Source organism: Providencia sp. NPDC089933 (assembly GCF_049545585.1).
Taxonomy (GTDB): Bacteria; Pseudomonadota; Gammaproteobacteria; order Enterobacterales; family Enterobacteriaceae; genus Providencia; species Providencia huashanensis.
The window spans coordinates 20,019-39,932 of the sequence record NZ_JBMWDT010000002.1; the positions used below are offsets into that span (position 1 = coordinate 20,019).

The 19,914-nt window shown below is 41.5% G+C and carries 20 protein-coding genes; 3 read left to right on the top strand and 17 right to left on the bottom strand.

Annotation, left to right across the window (positions count from 1 at the left end):
* Positions 1–266 precede the first annotated feature (266 nt).
* The 4 genes from nrdF to nrdH are packed head-to-tail and all read right to left on the bottom strand — an operon-like array spanning position 267 to position 4,047.
* Positions 267–1,253, bottom strand: a complete 987-nt coding sequence (gene nrdF, locus ACPEH5_RS03840) for a class 1b ribonucleoside-diphosphate reductase subunit beta (protein ID WP_261984780.1) — start codon at positions 1,251–1,253, stop codon at positions 267–269.
* The gene (nrdE, locus tag ACPEH5_RS03845) at positions 1,253–3,385 is read right to left on the bottom strand and encodes a class 1b ribonucleoside-diphosphate reductase subunit alpha (RefSeq protein ID WP_131680481.1); all 2,133 of its coding nucleotides are present in this window, start codon (positions 3,383–3,385) and stop codon (positions 1,253–1,255) included. Before nrdE ends, nrdF begins: the two co-directional genes overlap by 1 nt.
* A 12-nt stretch (positions 3,386–3,397) precedes the next feature.
* Entirely contained in the window at positions 3,398–3,811 is a 414-nt protein-coding gene (nrdI, locus tag ACPEH5_RS03850) for a class Ib ribonucleoside-diphosphate reductase assembly flavoprotein NrdI (RefSeq protein WP_042848388.1), read from the bottom strand.
* 8 nt (positions 3,812–3,819) lie between these two features.
* Positions 3,820–4,047, bottom strand: coding sequence for a glutaredoxin-like protein NrdH (nrdH, locus tag ACPEH5_RS03855; RefSeq protein WP_042848387.1), 228 nt, complete (start codon positions 4,045–4,047; stop codon positions 3,820–3,822).
* A gap of 287 nt (positions 4,048–4,334) precedes the next feature.
* Between nrdH and ACPEH5_RS03860 the strand changes: the two genes are divergently transcribed.
* Together ACPEH5_RS03860 and cspE are read left to right on the top strand one after the other, a co-directional pair.
* A complete protein-coding gene (locus tag ACPEH5_RS03860) occupies positions 4,335–4,793 on the top strand; it encodes a methylated-DNA--[protein]-cysteine S-methyltransferase (protein ID WP_042848385.1) in 459 nt (152 codons plus the stop codon).
* Between the two features lie 217 nt (positions 4,794–5,010).
* Positions 5,011–5,220 (top strand): transcription antiterminator/RNA stability regulator CspE, encoded by a 210-nt coding sequence (gene cspE / locus ACPEH5_RS03865; protein ID WP_014657708.1) that lies wholly within the window; start codon positions 5,011–5,013, stop codon positions 5,218–5,220.
* A gap of 157 nt (positions 5,221–5,377) precedes the next feature.
* On the opposite strand, the gene lipA is transcribed toward cspE, so the two are convergent.
* From lipA to rsfS, 9 genes are all read right to left on the bottom strand, one after another.
* The gene (gene lipA, locus ACPEH5_RS03870; protein ID WP_042848383.1) at positions 5,378–6,343 is read right to left on the bottom strand and encodes a lipoyl synthase; all 966 of its coding nucleotides are present in this window, start codon (positions 6,341–6,343) and stop codon (positions 5,378–5,380) included.
* Between the two features lie 124 nt (positions 6,344–6,467).
* Entirely contained in the window at positions 6,468–7,082 is a 615-nt protein-coding gene (lipB, locus tag ACPEH5_RS03875; RefSeq protein WP_370661216.1) for a lipoyl(octanoyl) transferase LipB, read from the bottom strand.
* A 246-nt stretch (positions 7,083–7,328) separates the two neighbouring features.
* Entirely contained in the window at positions 7,329–7,592 is a 264-nt protein-coding gene (gene ybeD / locus ACPEH5_RS03880) for a DUF493 family protein YbeD (RefSeq protein WP_042848378.1), read from the bottom strand.
* 135 nt (positions 7,593–7,727) lie between these two features.
* Positions 7,728–8,939 (bottom strand): D-alanyl-D-alanine carboxypeptidase DacA, encoded by a 1,212-nt coding sequence (gene dacA, locus ACPEH5_RS03885; protein ID WP_042848376.1) that lies wholly within the window; start codon positions 8,937–8,939, stop codon positions 7,728–7,730.
* Between the two features lie 188 nt (positions 8,940–9,127).
* On the bottom strand, positions 9,128–10,099 hold the full coding sequence (gene rlpA / locus ACPEH5_RS03890) for an endolytic peptidoglycan transglycosylase RlpA (RefSeq protein WP_048606341.1): 972 nt from the start codon (positions 10,097–10,099) through the stop codon (positions 9,128–9,130).
* Between the two features lie 13 nt (positions 10,100–10,112).
* A complete protein-coding gene (gene mrdB, locus ACPEH5_RS03895; protein WP_042848373.1) occupies positions 10,113–11,225 on the bottom strand; it encodes a peptidoglycan glycosyltransferase MrdB in 1,113 nt (370 codons plus the stop codon).
* A 51-nt stretch (positions 11,226–11,276) separates the two neighbouring features.
* The gene (gene mrdA, locus ACPEH5_RS03900; protein ID WP_042848372.1) at positions 11,277–13,166 is read right to left on the bottom strand and encodes a peptidoglycan DD-transpeptidase MrdA; all 1,890 of its coding nucleotides are present in this window, start codon (positions 13,164–13,166) and stop codon (positions 11,277–11,279) included.
* 32 nt (positions 13,167–13,198) lie between these two features.
* Positions 13,199–13,669: a 23S rRNA (pseudouridine(1915)-N(3))-methyltransferase RlmH gene (gene rlmH / locus ACPEH5_RS03905; RefSeq protein ID WP_048606343.1), complete on the bottom strand. Its 471-nt coding sequence runs from the start codon at positions 13,667–13,669 to the stop codon at positions 13,199–13,201.
* Between the two features lie 2 nt (positions 13,670–13,671).
* Positions 13,672–13,998 (bottom strand): ribosome silencing factor, encoded by a 327-nt coding sequence (rsfS, locus tag ACPEH5_RS03910; protein ID WP_080750930.1) that lies wholly within the window; start codon positions 13,996–13,998, stop codon positions 13,672–13,674.
* A gap of 321 nt (positions 13,999–14,319) precedes the next feature.
* Here rsfS and ACPEH5_RS03915 point away from each other — a divergent pair, with 321 nt between their 5' ends.
* On the top strand, positions 14,320–14,991 hold the full coding sequence (locus ACPEH5_RS03915; RefSeq protein WP_226619104.1) for a YbgA family protein: 672 nt from the start codon (positions 14,320–14,322) through the stop codon (positions 14,989–14,991).
* Here ACPEH5_RS03915 and nadD read toward each other — a convergent pair.
* From nadD to leuS, 4 genes are read right to left on the bottom strand one after another with little or no spacing between them, the layout of a single operon-like run.
* Positions 14,979–15,653 carry a nicotinate-nucleotide adenylyltransferase gene (gene nadD, locus ACPEH5_RS03920; RefSeq protein ID WP_166687229.1) on the bottom strand — a complete coding sequence of 225 codons (675 nt, stop codon included), beginning with the start codon at positions 15,651–15,653 and terminating at the stop codon, positions 14,979–14,981. The genes ACPEH5_RS03915 and nadD overlap by 13 nt on opposite strands.
* Entirely contained in the window at positions 15,646–16,677 is a 1,032-nt protein-coding gene (gene holA, locus ACPEH5_RS03925) for a DNA polymerase III subunit delta (protein WP_042848365.1), read from the bottom strand. Before holA ends, nadD begins: the two co-directional genes overlap by 8 nt.
* A complete protein-coding gene (gene lptE, locus ACPEH5_RS03930) occupies positions 16,677–17,216 on the bottom strand; it encodes an LPS assembly lipoprotein LptE (RefSeq protein ID WP_042848364.1) in 540 nt (179 codons plus the stop codon). Before lptE ends, holA begins: the two co-directional genes overlap by 1 nt.
* A 31-nt stretch (positions 17,217–17,247) precedes the next feature.
* A complete protein-coding gene (leuS, locus tag ACPEH5_RS03935) occupies positions 17,248–19,830 on the bottom strand; it encodes a leucine--tRNA ligase (RefSeq protein ID WP_048606348.1) in 2,583 nt (860 codons plus the stop codon).
* Positions 19,831–19,914 lie beyond the last annotated feature (84 nt).

The window sequence follows — 19,914 nt, forward strand, 5'->3', positions numbered from 1 at the left end:
ATTTAGAGTAGAAAAATAAATGTAATATACACTAGTTTATATTAATTTATCTTATCAAAAATAATTGAAATATGGATTATTTTCAAATAATTTGCCAGATTGACTCATTAAAAATGAGTAATTAAACAGATATACATATAAAAAACGAAATAAATCGTCTGTTTTTTGAGCTAAAAAATATCATGATAAATAAAATCATTATTATTCATCATGATATAGTTTTTTAGGGGATTTGCTTTGATAGATAAACTAAATTTACTGGTTTATTAGAAGTTCCAATCATCATCCTCGGTACTTACTGCCTTTCCAATAATATAAGATGAGCCAGAGCCCGAAAAGAAATCATGGTTTTCATTCGCATCTGGGGATAATGCGGATAATATTGCAGCACTAACATCTGTCACTGTATCTGGGAATAATGCTTCATAACCTAAATTCATTAATGCTTTATTCGCATTATAATGAAGGAATTTTTTTACATCTTCTGACCAACCCACCGAGTCATACAGTTCTTGCGTATACTTAACTTCATTTTCATATAAATCAAGTAATAATGAAAAAGTGAAATCTTTAATTTCTTTTTGTACTTCATTATCATATTGTTGTAATGAGTTTTGAAATTTATAGCCAATATAATATCCATGTACAGCTTCATCCCTAATAATTAATCGAATGAGGTCTGCGGTATTAGTTAATTTACCTCGACTTGACCAATACATAGGTAAATAAAACCCTGAATAAAAAAGGAATGATTCTAAAAATACACTCGCAATTTTTTTCTTCAGTGGATGTGAATTGCAATAATAAGAAAGGATGATTTTGGCTTTATTCTGTAACGCTGTATTTTCTTCACTCCAACGGTATGCGTCATCGACATCAGTGGTCGAGCACAATGTTGAAAATATTGAGCTATAAGACCGAGCGTGTACCGCTTCCATGAAGCTAATATTAGATAATACGGCTTCTTCATGAGGGGTTTGAGCATCAGGCATTAAACAAGGAGCACCAACCGTATTTTGGATGGTATCGAGTAACGTTAAGCCAGTGAATACTCGAATAGTGAGCTGTTTTTCTGCCGCAGTAAGCGTGTTCCAAGATGGTGTGTCATTGGAGAGCGGGATTTTTTCAGGTAACCAAAAGTTGGTGGTTAACCGGTTCCAAACTTCTAAATCTTTATCGTCTTGAAGTCGGTTCCAGTTGATAGCTTTAACAGGTGTATAAGATGTGCTGGTGGTCATTTGATTTTTTCCTATTACAGAGTGCAAGATACGCAGCCTTCGACTTCGGTTCCTTCTAGGGCGGTTTGGCGTAACCTAATGTAATACAGTGTTTTTATCCCTTTTCGCCATGCATATATTTGCGCACGATTGATATCGCGGGTAGTGGCATCATCTTTAAAAAATAGGGTTAAAGATAAACCTTGGTCAACATGTTGAGTGGCCATTGCATAGGTATCAATAATTTTTTCTGGCCCGATTTGGTAAGCATCTTGGTAATACTCTAGATTTTTGTTATCCATAAAAGGAGCAGGGTAGTAGACGCGCCCAATTTTACCTTCTTTACGAATTTCTATTCGTGAAACGATAGGATGAATGCTAGATGTTGAATTATTAATATAGGAAATTGAACCTGTCGGAGGGATAGCTTGCAGATTCTGGTTGTAAATTCCGTGGGTCATAATTGACTGTTTCAAGGCTAGCCAATCTTCACGACTTGGAATTTCGATACCCGAACGTCGGAATAATTCCTGCACATTCTGTGTCTTTGGTAACCAAAGGTTGTTGATATATTTATCGAAATATTCACCAGAGGCATATGTAGAGTGTTCAAAGCCAATAAATGCAGTTTTTCTTTCTCTGGCTAATTGGTTGGATGTTTTTAGCGCATAATAAGTGACACAGTAAAAATAAATATTGGTAAAATCCAACGCTTCTTCAGAACCATAATGAATGTGCTCCCTTGCAAGGTAGCCATGTAAATTCATTTGCCCTAAGCCAATGGCATGGGATTGGCGGTTACCTTGTGCAATAGAAGGGACTGAGCGTATATCACTCATATCTGAAACTGCACTTAAAGCCCGCACAGCAGCCTCAATAGACTGAGCAAAATTAGGGGAGTCCATTGTTTTAGCGATATTCATTGAACCTAAGTTACAGCTAATATCTTTACCAATCTGTTGGTAGCTTAAATCATCTTCATAAGTACTAGGGCGATTAACTTGCAGTATTTCCGAACACAAGTTGCTCATATTAATTCGCCCTGCGATTGGGTTGGCCCGGTTGGCAGTGTCCTCGAAGAGAATATAGGGATATCCCGATTCAAATTGAATTTCAGCTAAGGTTTGGAAAAATTCTCGCGCATTAATTTTGTATTTTTTGATCCCCTTGTTATTTACCATTTCATGGTATTTCTCTGTCACACTAATTTCGGACATTGGAACACCATATATGCGTTCAATATCATAAGGAGAGAACAAATACATATCTTGATTATCTTTTGCTAACTGGAAAGTGATATCAGGAATAACAACCCCTAGAGAAAGCGTTTTGATGCGTATTTTTTCATCGGCATTTTCCCGTTTAGTATCAAGAAAACGCATAATGTCAGGATGATGCGCGTGTAAATAAACGGCTCCGGCACCTTGACGAGCCCCTAATTGGTTAGCGTAGGAAAAGGCATCTTCTAGCATTTTCATGACAGGGACTACACCAGATGATTGATTCTCAATCAATTTTATTGGAGCGCCTTGTTCACGTAAGTTGCTCATTAAAAATGCGACACCACCGCCGCGCTTGGATAATTGTAATGCTGAATTTACGGAGCGACCGATGGATTCCATGTTGTCTTCGATTCTCAAAAGAAAACAAGAAATTAGTTCACCTCTTTGCTTTTTACCGCAATTCAGGAATGTGGGGGTAGCAGGTTGAAAACGACCGCTGATGATCTCATCCACATATAACATCGCGAGGCTTTCTGAGCCTTGTGCAAGTGTTAATGCCACCATACAGACACGATCTTCATAACGCTCTAAATAACGTTTACCATCAAAGGTTTTTAGGGTATAGCTGGTGTAATATTTGAAGGCACCTAAAAAAGTCTGGAAACGAAATTTATGCGCATAAGCTTGTTTAAATAATGATTTGATAAACTCAAAATCATATTGACCTAATACGCTACTTTCGTAATAGTTTTCTTGCACTAAGAAATCTAATTTTTCTTTTAAGTCATGAAAAAATACAGTGTTTTGATTTACATGTTGCCTAAAATAATGATGTGCAGCTTCCTTGTCTTTATCAAATTGAATGTGGCCTTCGCTATCATATAAATTCAACATAGCATTAAGTGCGTGATAGTCTATATCAGTGGTATTTTGCATTTTATCCATTTTGAAATAACTCTAGTTGTCAGTACGCTGCCAAAATATTTGAAGGCCTTGCTTAACGGATTGAACATCTTTTTCTGTGCCAAGAAGCTCAAAACGGTAAAGGTAAGGAATACGGCACTTTTGCGCGACAATATCCCCAGCAATGGCATAGGCATCGCCAAAGTTGGTGTTACCCGCAGCGATCACTCCACGGATAAGTGAGCGATTGGCTTCAATATTTAGAAATTGGATCACTTCTTTTGGGACGGCACCCTTTAAGCCTCCACCACCATAAGTAGGCAGCAACAAAACATAAGGTTTTGTTGCAATTAGGCTGTTTTCTTGGCGACCAATGGGGAGCCGTGTTGCTGGAAGGCCTAACTTTTTAACAAAGCGATGGCAATTTCCAGAACGACTGGAAAAATAGATAAGCGCTTCCGTTGCCATAAGAACCTCTAGGCCGCTAATAAGCTAATCATATCTGGACGAAACCCAGACCAATGTTTGTCCCCAGCAATGACTACAGGGACTTGTTGATAGCCTAATTTTTTAACTAGCTCAAGGGCTTGGTCATCTTGAGTGAGGTCAATTACCTGATAGGAAATTTGTTTGCGATCTAGCGCTTGGTATGTTGCATTACATTGAACGCAATTAGGCTTACTATAAATGGTAATCTCAGTCATATTATTTACCTTTTGATTTTTTAACGTGTCATAGCCAACAAGATTAATAAGTAAATACTATATATGGGTGAGTTATTTATCAACCACACAATATGTAGTGGATATGAAAAGTTGAATGATAATTATTCTAATTATTTGCTAGGTTGTTATTAACATTGAAAATAAAAAATAAGTGGATTTAGTGATTCAGTTGGTGACACTAAGAAAAAAGATTATTGCAAAGCGGAAATAATTTACTCTATAACTGTATATACAATCAGGTAATTGATTCCTTTTAAGGAGATACTATGTACCATCAATATTTAGAAACACCGGAAAAGTTTCCTAAACCGTGGATCCATATTACGGCTGATGATGACGGAATAACGAGCCTGTACTTTGTTGAAGAAAAAACAGAAAAAGAAATTAAGAATGAACACTCCAAACTTTGCGTGAAAGAGTTAAAAGAATATTTTAGTCATAAAAGAAAAGTTTTTACGGTTGCTTTAAATCCTCAGGGAACTGAGTTTCAAAAGAAAGTTTGGAAGCATTTATGTGGGATACCTTATGGTGAGCGATGGAGCTATAAAGATTTGGCTTTAAAGTTAGGTTCTGTAAATTACTGTCGTGCTGTTGGAATGGCTAATTCACGTAACCCCATTTCTTTAATTGTACCTTGTCATCGTGTATTAGGGCATGATGGAAAGCTAGTCGGTTATACTGGCGGCCTAGATATTAAAGGTTGGTTACTATTGCATGAGAAGTAATATCTAAATAATTCACTATAGCTAATACTATTAGTTGTAATAATTGCTATTTGTAAGAATTATGGGTGGAATTTGCACAGATAATACCGATAAATAATATATTTTTACTTTTTTAGTCAATTTTCGTGATCTAGGTTGTAGACAAGTAACTTAGATATCTGATGTACTGAGCCTGATACAGATGGTGTGTCTATTTTATTTTAAAGGTAATAATTTGATGTCTAAAGTTAAAGGTAACGTTAAGTGGTTCAACGAGTCTAAAGGTTTTGGTTTTATCACTCCAGAAGATGGTAGCAAAGATGTATTTGTGCACTTTTCTGCGATTGCAAGCGAAGGTTTCAAAACCTTAGCGGAAGGCCAGAAAGTCGAATTTGAAATCACTGAAGGTGCTAAAGGCCCATCTGCTGTTAACGTTGTCTCTCTGTAATTTTAATAATTAACAATTAGAAACTAACAGCTATAAACTCGCTCTAGTTAACTGGGGCGAGTTTTTTATTAAGCAGTAAAAGACAAGAGCCGGATTTAAACAAATAGGTTGAATCCGGCTTTATAGAAATAATGTAGCATACCAAAAAGCTAGGGGGTTATTTGACCTCTTCACCTTTAGCTTGTAAGTCTGCATGGTAAGACGAGCGTACAAAAGGCCCACAAGCTGCGTGGGTGAAGCCCATTGCCATTGCCTCTTCTTTCATTTCGTCAAACTCTGCTGGGCTAACATAGCGTTTTACAGGCAGATGATGGCGACTCGGTTGCAAGTATTGACCAAGCGTTAGCATTGTTACGCCATGACGGCGTAAATCACGCATAACTTCAATAATTTCGGCGTTCGTTTCGCCTAACCCAACCATTAGCCCTGATTTAGTCGGGATATCAGGGTGCGCTTCTTTAAATTTTTCGAGTAATTTTAATGACCATTCATAATTCGCGCCTGGGCGAACTTGGCGATAAACGCGTGGTACGTTTTCAAGATTATGGTTAAAGACATCTGGTGGCGTTGCGGTCAGAATTTCTAGTGCGCGATCCATACGCCCACGAAAGTCAGGGACTAATGTTTCAATTTTAATTGAAGGGTTTTTTTCGCGAATAGCACGAATACAATCCGCAAAGTGCTGTGCGCCACCATCACGTAGGTCGTCTCGGTCCACAGAAGTAATAACGACATACCGTAATGCCATATCTTTGATTGTTTGCGCTAATTTTTCTGGCTCATTGGCATCTGGCGCGTTTGGACGACCGTGGGCAACATCACAAAATGGGCAACGTCGAGTACAGATAGCACCTAAGATCATAAAGGTTGCTGTACCATGGTTAAAGCACTCGGAAAGGTTTGGGCAGGAGGCTTCTTCACATACCGAATGTAGACCATTTTTACGCATAGCGGCTTTAATGCCTTGAATACGAGTTGAGTCAGCGGGAAGCCTAATTTTCATCCAGTCAGGTTTACGTAGAATTTCTTCTCGTTCAGTCACAACGTTTTTGACAGGGATCAGCGCCATTTTGTCGGCGTCACGATATTTAATTCCGCGTTCTATCTGAATTGGTTTACTCATAATATGACGGTTCCAGTTATCTTTTATGCTGATGGATAATTTTTAATTCTAAATAAAACCGAATGGAAAGCCGTAACCCATTCATTAAAAAATAGTTTAAAAATGTTAAAAAATTATAGCATTATTATTGAACAATATGAAATCCTAGTGTGTCACAGAATTGACGGATTAGCACAGGCTGAACATCAGATAATGACACTTTGGGAGCAAGATCACTAATCTGAGTCATCTTTAATTCACTGTAACCACAAGGGTTTATACGGTTAAATGGCTCAAGGTCCATATCGATATTTAAAGCAAGTCCATGGAAAGAACAGCCTTGCCTAATGCGTAAACCAAGAGAACAAATTTTGTCCCCGTTAACATATACACCGGGCGCATCGGGGCGAGGGTAAGCTTCGATATGAAAATGGGCGAGGGTATTCACAACCGTGTTTTCTAGTGCGGTGACTAACTCACGCACACCAAGTTTATTGCGTTTTAAGTCTAGCATAACATACATGACTTGCTGGCCGGGGCCATGGTAGGTAACTTGGCCTCCCCGATCACTTTGAATGACTGGGATATCGCCAGGAGCAAGTACGTGCTCGGCTTTACCAGCTTGGCCTTGAGTAAATACTCGGGGGTGTTCAACGAGCCAAATTTCGTCGCAGGTTTCAGGCGTACGGCATTGCGTAAATTGGTGCATCGCATCAGAAACGGGTTGGTAAGGCGCGAGGCCAAGTTGGCGGATGATTATACTTCTGTCTGACAAAATTAAGCGTCCACGTTGTCATTATCGTTAGGTCAGTATAACGCCTATGTTTGTTACACATCAAGTTGTCAAGGTATTAGCTTGTTGTATATAAGTGAGTAGATACAGAATTAATGGTTAGCAATGATAATTTTTAAATCTCGGCTGTATTTTGGCATAAAAAACCCCCAGTAATTGGTTGTCCAGCTATTGGGGGTCACTTCACTATTTGGTTTTTTATTTACTCGTTGATTAAAGCACAACTTTAACTAATTCTAATGCGCCTAATTCGCTATACAAGGTTTCAACCTGTTCGATATGTGTTGCATTAATAGTAATAGAAACTGAGTGATAGTTGCCTTTGCTACTTGGTTTCACATCGGGAGAGTAATCACCAGGCGCATGACGCTGAACAACTTCAATCACTTGATCAACCAACTCAGGCTGTGCCAAGCCCATCACTTTGTAAGTTAATGGACATGGGAACTCAAGCAGTTCACCTAATTTCGTTTTCATGGGCACTCCTAATTTTTTAAATTGTGTCGCTGGTTGAAAAAGATTGGCTGGTATTAAACCAGCCAATCAAAAGTATTCATCCAACAAACATTTCGATGCTTACTATATGGGGGTGATTTATTTTTGTTTCAAGCCCTAGCCAAACCAACGGTGAAATAATAGTTTGATATAGTCAATTAATCGGCTGAAAAAGCCACCTTCTTCAACATCTTTTAGAACGGCTAAAGGGTGTTGTTCAATAGTTTTTCCATCGAGCTGGAAGCTGATCGTACCGACTTGCTGACCTTTGGTCAAAGGCGCTTGTAATTCTGTCGTTGACAGTTCATAGCTGGCTTTTAAATCTTTTAACCGTCCCCGAGGTATCGTTAAGTATAGGTCATCCACTACACCTAATTTCACTTCATTTTCATCACCAAACCAAACAGGAACACTCGCAAAATCAACGTTAGCTTGTAATGGTTTAACTGTTTCATAGAAACGGAAACCATAAGTGAGTAATTTTTTACTTTCAGCATCACGTCCTTTGCTGCTTTTCCCACCCATCACAACGGAAATTAAACGCATATCACCATCTGTTGCGGATGCAACAAGGTTGAAACCTGCGGCATTTGTGTGACCTGTTTTGATCCCATCAACAGCAAGGCTCTTATCCCACAACAAACCGTTACGGTTAATTTGGCGGATGTTGTTAAAGGTAAATTCTTTTTCTTTGTAAATGGCATATTCTTCTGGTACATCACGTACTAAAGCTTGACCAATAAGCGCCATATCACGTGCGGAGCTATACTGGCCTTCTGCATCTAAGCCATGAACAGTTTCAAAATGGGTGTTTTTCAAACCTAATTTATTCACATATCCATTCATTAATTGAACAAAATTGGTTTGATCTCCAGCGATATAATCAGCCATTGCAACACAAGCATCGTTACCTGATTGCAGGTTAATCCCACGAGTCAGTTGAGAAACGCTGACTCGATCTCCTGGTTTTAAGAACATCAAGGATGAGCCTTTAAACACAGGGTTACCGGTTGCCCATGCATCATTACCCACGGTGACTATGTCATTTGCACCAATTTTACCTGATTTAATCGCCTGACCAATAACATAACTGGTCATCATCTTGGTTAAACTGGCTGGGTCACGACGCTGATCCGCATTACTTTCAGCGAGAACTTTTCCTGAATTATAATCAATGAGTATATAGGCTTCAGCATCTATGGCTGGTGCTGCGGGAATTGAAGTATTTGGAAAGCTGTCATTGGCATTTGCAATACTGGCAGTCAAAAGAAGCAGAGCAGAACCCAGCACTGTATAACGCACGATGCGTGATGGAGCGACATTATTCATGGTTTTACCATTTACATCCGAAATTCGGTTAACACAAGGAGGCGCAGTTTAGCAAAAGAATAGGGCAAGAAAAAAGCCACTTTTGCGCTCCACCAATTATTTTTGTCAGTTTGATACAGTCATACTTTAGGCCCCATCAACATCATCACAATGTTGAGAGACCTAAAATGTTTGGTATGTATTCAGATTTAAGGTGCGACTACCATCGAAGTTTGGTTTTTTTCTGATTGTAGACGGCCCTGTACTTCAACAGCTTGTTGTCGAGTACTAAACGGCCCTAATTGAACCCGGTAGATACCATTGTAGGGTTGTAAACGCCCAGGAACATTAAATTGTGTTTTTAGTTCATCCAGCATTTTTTGTGCGTTCGGTTGGCTGCTAATTGCACCCGCTTGGACTAAAAAGCCACGCTCAGGCACCGCTTCTTCGGCCGCGGGTTGTGGCTCTGGCGTAGGGGTTTGTAAGCTCATATCTGGCATCACTGGTTGCATAGGTTCTTTGGGCTGTTGGACAGGCAACGCATTTTCTGGCGTTGGTAAGTTTTCCATCACAGGCGTTCCCATAGGGCCTGAACCTAGCTGTGGGCGCCCAGGTAGTGCATAGCTCTGCTTAACAAAATTAGAGCCGACAGTACCGGTACCAGAAAGTGTACCGTCTTGGGCGACTTGGATAGCGTCTATTTTAATCTTAGTGGTTGGTAATAAATTTAAGCGGTCAGCCGCAGCCCGAGAAATAGCAATGCTTTTACCTTGCATATAAGGGCCACGGTCGTTGACTCGAACCACCATCATGCGGCCATTCATCATATTGGTAATACGCACATAACTAGGGATTGGCAAAGTCGGGTGTGCTGCGGTTAATTCTACGGGGTTAACTCGTTCACCAATGGCAGTCATATTGCCTGTTGATTCAGCACCATAAATTGAAGCGTAGCCAACTTGGCTAAATTGTGCCGGGTCACGTACGATTTGGTATTGCTGGCCATTACGTGAGTAATCACTATTTGCTGTTGGGTGATATGGCTCATAATGAGGTTCAGCACCTAATACATCTTGAGTGGGCACATTGGTTGGCACTTGGGCGGGTTGCTTAACCTCTTCTGTAACACAGCCACTAAGTAGCGCGGCAGTGACACCAAGCATTATCCATTGTAAACGCATACTAAGCCTCATTTTATAAACTTTTTGAAAGGAATCTTCGGTGTGTATGTATCGACATGATAATACCGAATCCAGCCATTAAAACAATTAAGGCAGAACCGCCATAACTCACTAAGGGGAGGGGAACGCCAACGACAGGTAATATACCACTGACCATGCCGATATTCACAAACACATATACAAAAAGGATTAAGATCAAACCACCAACCATCACTCGACCAAAGGTATTTTGTGCGCTGGCGGCAATATAGAGCCCGCGGATAATCAGCAAAATATATAAGCCAAGAAGGATAAGAACACCGACTAAGCCAAGTTCTTCGGCTAATACAGCAAAAATAAAGTCAGTGTGCCTTTCAGGTAAAAATTCAAGTTGTGATTGTGTACCGTGCAGCCAACCTTTCCCCATTAACCCACCAGAACCAATCGCAATTTTTGATTGAATAATATGGTAGCCCGCACCTAATGGGTCAGTTTCTGGGTCCAATAACATCATGACACGAGCCCGTTGGTAGCCATGCATCAAGAAGAACCACAGCAATGGAATGAAGGCCGCTAGGGCGATAGCAGCAATAGCAATCAGCCGCCAACTCATCCCAGCAAGAAATAAGACAAATAACCCCGAAGCCGCCACAAGGATTGATGTTCCAAGGTCAGGCTGCGCAGCCACTAATAATGTCGGTACAAAAATGAGGACGAGTGCAATCAGTGTATTTTTAAATGAAGGGGGACACAAATCACGATTCATAAAGCGGGCAACCATAAGTGGCACCGCTATCTTTGCAATTTCTGAAGGTTGGAAACGAATAAAACCGAGGTCTAGCCAACGTTGGGCCCCTTTACTGATTTGCCCAAACACATCGACAAAAACTAATAAAATGACACAAAAGATAAACAGATGTGGAGCCCAATTTTCATACATTCGAGGGGGAATTTGAGCCATAACGATCATTACAATAAAGCCAGAAGCTATTTGCCCTAGCTTTCGCTCCATCATTTCAGGGTCTTGACCACTAGCGCTCCACATAATAAACGCGCTATAGGCAAGCAATGCCATGATAATTAATAGCATAGGCACATCTATGTGCAGACGTGTTGATAATGAAATTTTTTTCTTATCGTCTGTCATCTTTTTTATAGCTCACTGTATTTGGTTGAAGCTGATAGCTTGAACGGGACATCAGCGGTCCTCCCCAGCGCTAGTTGGTGAGGTGGCAATTTCTGTACGGTTATCACCAAGAAGAACATGGTCAAATATTTGCCGCACTATGTCCCCTACAGAAGGACCTGCGCCGCCATTTTCTAAAATAATAGTGACAGCGATAGTTGGCTTATCATAAGGCGCATAAGCAATCATCAATTTATGGTCACGCAAGTGCTCGGCGAGTTTACTTGCATTATAGGTTTCATAACTAAAGACTTGAGCCGTTCCAGACTTCGCGGCAGCTTTATAAGGGGTACCGATAAAACTACGACGACCTGTACCATTAGGTGCATTGGCTACGCCATACATCCCCTGTTTAGCGAGTTCCCAATAACCCGAATGAATGTCCCCAATTTGAGTGGTTTCTTTATCTTCATAAGGCACCATGGCATTACCAAGTTTGGTGCCATAAAGTAAGTGAGGCGTTTTGACCTGACCGTCATTGATTAAGGTCATTAAGGCCTTTGACATTTGAATTGGGGTAGCAGTCCAATAGCCTTGGCCGATCCCGACTGGAATAGTATCCCCTTGGTACCAAGGTTTCTTATAACGTTTTTGTTTCCACTCACGAGTAGGCATAATGCCTGAACGCTCTTCGGCAAGGTCGATCCCAGTGTACTCGCCAAAGCCAAAGCGGGTCATCCATACAGAGAGACGGTCAATACCCATATCATAGGCAACTTGGTAGAAGAAGGTATCTGCAGACTCAATAATAGATTTCATCACATTCAGCTTACCATGGCCCCAGCGTTTCCAATCTCGGTAGCGTTTTTCTGAGCCGGGGAGTTGCCACCAACCGGGGTCAAATATTGTGGTGTTGGGCGTGATGACTTTTTCACTCAATGCGGCAACAGAAATAAAGGGTTTTACGGTTGAGGCTGGGGGGTAAAGCCCTTGGGTTGTTCGGTTAATCAACGGCCTATCAGGGTTATTCAGTAACGCTTGGTAATCTTTGTTTGAGATACCGTTGACGAACAGGTTTGAGTCATAGCTTGGGTTAGAAACCAGCGCCAGTATTTCCCCGTTGCGTGGGTCTGTCACTACGACAGCAGCACGGCTAGTGGTTAATAATTTTTCAATATAGATTTGTAACTCGAGATCAATCGTTAAATAGATATCCCGGCCAGCTTGAGGCGGTTGTTCATGAAGCTGGCGAATAACCCGCCCTCGGCTGTTAACTTCGACTTCTTCATAGCCTGTTTTACCGTGTAATACACTTTCATAATAACGCTCGATGCCTAATTTACCAATATCATGGCTAGCCGCATAGTTAGGTAATAACCCGTCTTTATCAAGGCGCTCGATGTCTTTATCATTAATTTTAGCGACGTAGCCGATGACATGGGTCAATGCAGAACCATATGGATAGGAGCGACGTTGATAACTTTTAACTTCTAAACCGGGGAAGTGGTATTGGTTTACGGCAAAGCGAGCCACTTGAACTTCATTTAATTGTGTTTTTAAGGCGATAGAGGTAAAACGACGTGAGCGCTTACGTTCTTTTTCAAAATTAGCAATATCCTCATCGGTTAAATCAACGATATCACGAAGTTTGTCTAAGGTTTCTTGTAGGTTATCGACTTTCTCTGGCACGATTTCTAACTGATAAAAAGTGCTATTTAGGGCGAGCTGTGTTCCTTGCCGATCGTAGATAATGCCACGGCTTGGTGCAATGGGCACCAATTTGATTCGGTTATCATTAGAGCGAGTTTGGTAATCCTCATGGCGAACAATTTGTAAATGGTACAAATTGGTCACGAGGATCGAGGTTAAAATGACAATCACGCCGAAAGCAATAAGCGCTCGGCGGATAAACAAAACAGATTCTGCGGTGTGGTCGCGAAAAGGGGTGCGTTGTGTTTTCATCCCATTGCCATTTTGAACTTATTCAAACCAAACTATTCCCTATGATAAGGGTGATTAGTCGTAATACTCCATGCGCGATAAAGACTTTCGGCAACAAGGACACGAACTAGTGGGTGAGGAAGCGTAAGTGGTGATAATGACCAACTTTGCTCAGCCGCCGCCTTACAAGCGGGAGCTAGCCCTTCGGGACCACCGATCAATAAGCTGACATTACGGCCATCTTGTTTCCACTTATCCAATTGAATGGCCAGTTTGGGAGTATCCCAGCGATCTCCTGGAATATCCAAGGTGACAATACGGTTTCCTTTACCCACGGCTGCGAGCATTAACTCGCCTTCTTTTTCTAAAATGCGTTTTATATCTGCGTTTTTCCCGCGTTTCCCAGCGGGTATCTCCGTTAATTCAAACGGCATATCTTTAGGGAAACGGTGGAGGTAATCCATAAAGCCGGTCTGGACCCAGTCCGGCATTTTTGTTCCAACGGCGATGAGTTGTAATTTCAAACTCAGCTCCAGAGTTTTTCTAATTCGTACATGCGGCGGCTTTCGTCTTGCATAATATGCACAATAGCATCACCTAGGTCTACTACGATCCAATCAGAAATGCCTTGCCCTTCAACACCTAATGGCATTAAACCATTTTTACGGCAGGCATCTATTAACCGGTCAGCGACAGACATCAGATGGCGGCTTGATGTCCCTGTACAGATGATCATCTGATCGGTAATACTTGATTTCCCTTGAACATCGATAGTGATAATGTCTTCTGCTTTGGCATCATCAAGCTGATCGATAATAAATTGTTGGAGTTCAGTTCCTTGCAAAAGGTTCACCTTTCATTCAAATAAACAGAATATTACATTAAACACTGTTTGTAGTTTGTAGATAAAGCGTTTGCTGATAGCTAATGAATCAAAATCATTCTCAGCGAAGCCATTTTACCCTAGATTTTAAGAAAAATCGGCTAAATTCTTTTTTATTCATTATGGAGTGAAATTTATAGGGATATCTGCTCACTTGAGCAAGAGGTTTGTGTTAACTTTACAAAATAACTCAACAAATTCGCACCCTAGCAAATATTTTAGAGTGAGATGGATATTGTGCAAATAATGAAGCCAAATATTTTCGTATTTGAAGGGGTTAGTCATCTCCCCATGAAAATTCAACCATGGGTAGAGCCTATTGTGGAATACCTAACGGCTGATGTTGTCAATTCAGCCCACAACCGCGTAGATGGCATTATTTGTGCTGCGCAAGATAGGCTTCAATTGGCTGGGTTATTTCCAGCGAGTATTGCGGTGATCACTGACGAGCAATGGCATGATGTCGACTACTGGGATAGTTTCTTAACGAAACTGTATGTTTTGCAAAGGCTTAATAACTTATGCCAACACCTAACACAGGCTGAAATCATCCAATTTCATAGCCGCCATAAATATTTGATAATGGCATATTCTCCTGTGGGGTATCAATTAACTGGCCGCTTAGTGGCAAGTATTTGTAAGGGAAGCGATCTCCACGGTTTTTTTAACCACTACAAAGCAGGGCTAATGGAAATATTTTCGTCCCTTCCAGCTAGAAATATTCAAGTAAATGCGCTTAGCCATATGCAAGGATATTTTAAACGTAAAGCAACCTCAGATGAAAAAAAACGGTTGTTATGGTTGATCAATGATTATCGAGAAGGGAATTTACCAATAAGCCAGCCGTTAGCAATGATGCGCCAATTATTGGTGCAATACCCTGATAACTATTTGAGTGAACAATATTTTTTTGAACCTTACCCTAATTGCATCCCCATAAGAGAACTTCCTTATCGTTGGTAAAGGTGCTGTTGGTGAATATATTGAAGAACGGTTTCAGGGATAAGCTCGCTACAGGTGTCCCCTGCATTTAGTTTTTCACGTATTTCTGTGGCAGAAATATTGATAAGAGGGGTGTCACCAATAAAAATATAACCATTGGCAGATTGGCTTAGTTGCGAGGGTGTTGTGGCTTGATGTTGTACCAGCCAAGCTTGCATTTTGGGGTCGGTAAATTGCGTAGCATATCCTGGGCGGGCACAAACTAATAAGTGGCAATTATCAAGAATTTTCTCCCATTTGTACCATGTATTAATAGATAACAATGAATCTTGCCCAATGATAAACGCAAGGGGTTGGGTTGGTCCCATTTCTTGGCGTAGTTGAGAAAGTGTTTCTATCGTATATGAAGGGCTATCTTTTTCTAGCTCACGAGTGTCGATGGCAAATAACGGGTTATTTTTAACCGCTAATTTTACCATTTCCAAACGCTGCAATGGGGTAGCCTCTGGTTGCGGACGGTGTGGCGGGACATGATTGGGTAATAAAATAATTTTTTCTAACCCAACTTGTTGAGCTAGAGCCTGAACAGGGCGTAAATGACCGAAGTGGATCGGGTCAAATGTCCCACCAAATAACGCTTGAAGGTGATTGTGTTTATCTTTAGGCGAAAAATGGTCAGTCATGAATAAAATTCTCTGCAAATGCTTTACCACATAATAACATAGATAGTGATTGTAGGTCAGGCCATGCTGAGTGACTAAAATCTTGTTTAATATGGATTTCAGCTTGTGTTAATAACATTAGTGCAGATTGTAATTGATGCAACGTTAAACGCTGTAGTGCTTCAGAGATCATTCCACGGCGGTTTTGCCAAACTTTGTGTTGGTCAAATAACGTTTTCAATGGTGTTGTGACTGATTGGCGTTTTAACGTAATAAGCAGTATTAATTCACGTTGTATTGAACGTAACAAAATGACGGGTTCAACATCTTCATGTTGAAGTTGTTCTAAAATATGCCATGAACGGCGTGATTTACCTGCAAGTAACGCGTCGACCCAATGGTACGGTGTAAAATGGGCAGAATCATTAACTGCATTTTCAACTCGGGGGTAGGTGAGTTTGCCATCAGGGTACAGTAATGACAGGCGTTCAAGGGCTTGCGCCAAACCTAGTAAATTACCTTCGTAGCAATAACAGAGCAGTTGGTTGGCTTCGGCTTCTAAAGATAAGCGCATACTGTAGGCGCGTTTCGATACCCACTGAGGGAGCCGTTGGTATTCAGGCGTCAGGCAACTGACATACACGGCCTCTTTACTGAGGGCTTTAAACCACCCGCTGTTTTCTTGGGCTTTTGTTAGTTTATGTCCACGTAGTACAAGGAGTAGATCTGGGTGAAGTAACTGCGACAACTGGCTTAATTTTTCCGCCATTGCTGCGTTGGGGCCATTTTCAGGTAATAACAGCGTCAGAGTTTGACGACTAGCGAATAAGCTTAGCGCCTGACATTGGCTAAAAATTTCATCCCAGTCAGTGTTCTGCTCAAGAGAATACACAAAATGTTCCTCAAAGCCTTGTTGTTGGGCAGCTTTGCGGATGGCATCTTGACTTTCTTGAAGTAGAAGGGGCTCATTGCCCCAAATCAAATAGCGGCCTCTTAGCGTTTCTTGTAACGAAGAGGCCAGCTGTTCAGGGTAAATACGCGTCATTATGGTTGCGTGTTCGTATCAGCCGCTTGGTTTTTTGCTTTTTCAAGTTCGGCTGAGTGGACAAGCAGTAACTTACGAACTAAGTTACGTGCAGCTTGCTCCTGCATTTCTTGCCTAACAATTTCTTTTTCTGCATCTTTCGCAAGTGCTTCTAAAGGGTTGTCAAAGAAAGTACGCTCAACACGACTTTGTAGCGGGTAAATAGCGCCATCAGGCATCAACACTTGCGCATTCATAACAAGTGTAAGTTGCTTTTCTGCTGCTTTACCATCTTGATAAATCGAAACGGTTTCCGTGTTTTCATTGGAACCGAGGACTTTCAAAATAGGGACACTTGCGTTGCCTGTTTCAAGGATTGTTACGTTATTCAGCCGTAACTGCTCCCTAAGTGCCCTTGTAGGATAGCCATATGGGTCACTTGAACTCAGCTGCAACGTTTTCAGTTCTTCAGGAATTTGGGTGGTTCCTTGAAGGCGAAAACCGCAGCCTGCGGTGACTAGCACCGCCAGGCTCAAAAATAAAGTTATCAGATAACGCACCTGGCCTCCTTATCAGCCATCAACCTAACTATTAACCTACAACAAGGTTTAGCAATTTGCCTGGAACATAGATTACTTTGCGGATGCTAACACCTTCAAGGTATTTCGCTACGCTAGACTCTTTTTGTGCCATATCCAGTACAAACTCTTGGTTTGCATCAGCAGGAACTGTTATGCGACCACGGACTTTACCATTAACTTGAACAACAACCAGCTTGGTGTCATCAATCATCGCTTGCTCATCAGCAACTGGCCAAGAAGCAAAATCAATATCTTCATTATGCCCAAGCGCTTGCCACATTTCGAAGCAAGCATGTGGGATAATCGGTGACAACATTAACGTAATTGCTTCTAGAGATTCTTGAACTAACGCACGGTCCTGTTCGCTCTCTTGTGGGGCACGAACGAGTTTGTTCATGAACTCCATCACAGCAGCAATAGCAGTGTTGAATGCATAGCGGCGGCCAACATCGTCGGTAACTTTAGCTATCGTTTTGTGCAGGTCGCGACGTAAGTCTTTTTGCTCTGGCGTTAACGTGCTGATATCTAAAGGTAAGGTTGCCCCTTTTTGTGAGTGTTCGTGTACTAAACGCCAAACACGGCGAACAAAGCGGTTCGCACCTTCTACGCTAGATTCTTGCCATTCAAGGGTTAATTCAGGTGGTGCGGCGAACATCATAAACAGACGAACGGTATCGGCACCGTATTTTTCGACCATTAATTGTGGGTCAATACCGTTGTTTTTCGACTTAGACATCTTGCTCATACCGGTATAAACCAGTTCATGGCCTTCTGCGTCTACAGCTTTAATAATACGGTTCTTATCGTCACGTTCAACAATCGCTTCTGCTGGAGAAACCCAAACGCGCTGGCCGTCACTCCCGGTGTAGTAGAATGCATCAGCTAATACCATGCCTTGGCACAGCAGACGTTTAGCTGGCTCATCGGAGTTTACTAAGCCTGCATCACGCATTAATTTATGGAAGAAACGGAAATACATTAAGTGCATGATAGCGTGTTCGATACCACCAATGTACTGATCAACCGGTAACCAATAGTTAGCCGCAGTTGGGTCTAACATACCCTCATTGTGTTGTGGGCATGTATACCGAGCGTAATACCAAGATGATTCCATGAAAGTATCGAAGGTATCTGTTTCACGTAGGGCTGGCTGACCATTAATCGTGATTTTAGCCCACTCAGGGTCGGCTTTAATCGGGCTAGTAATACCATTCATTACGACATCTTCAGGTAAAATTACTGGCAGTTGATCTTCAGGAATTGGAACGACTGTGCCATCTTCTAATGTTGCCATTGGGATAGGTGCACCCCAATAACGTTGACGTGAAACTCCCCAGTCACGTAAACGATAATTTACTTTACGTTGACCTGCGCCAAGAGCAACCAGTTTGTCTGATATCGCATTGAAACCAGCTTCGTGATCTAACCCGCTAAATTCACCTGAATTAATCAGAGAACCTTTATCCGTCATAGCTTCTTGCGATAAATCAGGCTCGTTGCCTTCTGCATCAGCAATAACGGCTTTGATAGGTAAGTTGTATTTGTGTGCAAACTCCCAGTCACGTTGGTCGTGAGCAGGAACTGCCATGACAGCACCCGTACCGTATTCCATTAAAACAAAGTTAGCGACCCAAATTGGCAGTTTTTCTTGGGTTAATGGATGCACAACGAATAACCCTGTTGCCATCCCTTTTTTATCCATGGTTGCCATATCCGCTTCTGCGGTTTTGGTATTACGGCACTCATCAATAAATTGAGCTAATTCAGGGTTGTTAGTCGCTGCCTCTTTAGCTAAAGGGTGACCTGCGGCAACAGCCACGTAAGTCGCCCCCATAAAAGTGTCTGGGCGGGTAGTATAAACGGTTAATGTTTCATCACGTTCGGCTACATTAAAGGTGATTTCAGTCCCTTCTGAGCGGCCTATCCAGTTACGTTGCATCGTTTTGACTTGCTCTGGCCAATCTTCGAGTTTATCGAGGTCATTGAGCAGTTCTTCTGCGTAATCTGTGATTTTAATAAACCATTGTGGGATTTCTTTGCGTTCAACTGGGGTATCACAACGCCAGCAGCAACCATCAACAACTTGCTCATTGGCGAGTACAGTTAAATCGTGTGGGCACCAGTTAACCGCTGAGGTTTTTTTATACACTAAACCTTTTTCATATAATTTAGTGAAGAACCATTGTTCCCAACGGTAATACTCAGGGGTACAGGTTGTGACTTCACGGTTCCAGTCGTAACCAAAGCCCAACATTTTTAGCTGGCCTTTCATGTAATCGATATTGGCGTATGTCCAAGGTGCAGGAGCTGTATTGTTTTTAACCGCAGCACCTTCAGCAGGTAGGCCAAACGCATCCCAACCGATTGGTTGGAGTACATTTTTCCCTAACATGCGTTGGTAACGAGAAATAACGTCACCGATGGTGTAGTTACGTACGTGGCCCATGTGTAGTCGACCAGAAGGGTAAGGTAGCATGGACAGGCAGTAGTATTTTTCTTTGCTGTTGTCTTCTGTCACTTTGAAAGTTTCTTTTTCATCCCAGTGACGCTGTACTTTAGGCTCTATATCTTCTGGACGATATTGTTCTTGCATGGCACCGATAATCCTATGGTGAATATAAATGCTACATCTGTAGCGTGGATGTCTATCTTTATTTAGATCCGCATAGCATAGCGG

Coding starts and splice junctions, on each gene's coding strand:
- nrdE (WP_131680481.1), bottom strand. CDS start 3,385: ATGGATAAAATGCAAAATACCACTGATATAGACTATCACGCACTTAAT.
- nrdI (WP_042848388.1), bottom strand. CDS start 3,811: ATGGCAACGGAAGCGCTTATCTATTTTTCCAGTCGTTCTGGAAATTGC.
- nrdH (WP_042848387.1), bottom strand. CDS start 4,047: ATGACTGAGATTACCATTTATAGTAAGCCTAATTGCGTTCAATGTAAT.
- ACPEH5_RS03860 (WP_042848385.1), top strand. CDS start 4,335: ATGTACCATCAATATTTAGAAACACCGGAAAAGTTTCCTAAACCGTGG.
- cspE (WP_014657708.1), top strand. CDS start 5,011: ATGTCTAAAGTTAAAGGTAACGTTAAGTGGTTCAACGAGTCTAAAGGT.
- lipA (WP_042848383.1), bottom strand. CDS start 6,343: ATGAGTAAACCAATTCAGATAGAACGCGGAATTAAATATCGTGACGCC.
- ybeD (WP_042848378.1), bottom strand. CDS start 7,592: ATGAAAACGAAATTAGGTGAACTGCTTGAGTTCCCATGTCCATTAACT.
- dacA (WP_042848376.1), bottom strand. CDS start 8,939: ATGAATAATGTCGCTCCATCACGCATCGTGCGTTATACAGTGCTGGGT.
- rlpA (WP_048606341.1), bottom strand. CDS start 10,099: ATGCGTTTACAATGGATAATGCTTGGTGTCACTGCCGCGCTACTTAGT.
- mrdB (WP_042848373.1), bottom strand. CDS start 11,225: ATGACAGACGATAAGAAAAAAATTTCATTATCAACACGTCTGCACATA.
- mrdA (WP_042848372.1), bottom strand. CDS start 13,166: ATGAAAACACAACGCACCCCTTTTCGCGACCACACCGCAGAATCTGTT.
- ACPEH5_RS03915 (WP_226619104.1), top strand. CDS start 14,320: ATGAAAATTCAACCATGGGTAGAGCCTATTGTGGAATACCTAACGGCT.
- nadD (WP_166687229.1), bottom strand. CDS start 15,653: ATGACTGACCATTTTTCGCCTAAAGATAAACACAATCACCTTCAAGCG.
- holA (WP_042848365.1), bottom strand. CDS start 16,677: ATGACGCGTATTTACCCTGAACAGCTGGCCTCTTCGTTACAAGAAACG.
- leuS (WP_048606348.1), bottom strand. CDS start 19,830: ATGCAAGAACAATATCGTCCAGAAGATATAGAGCCTAAAGTACAGCGT.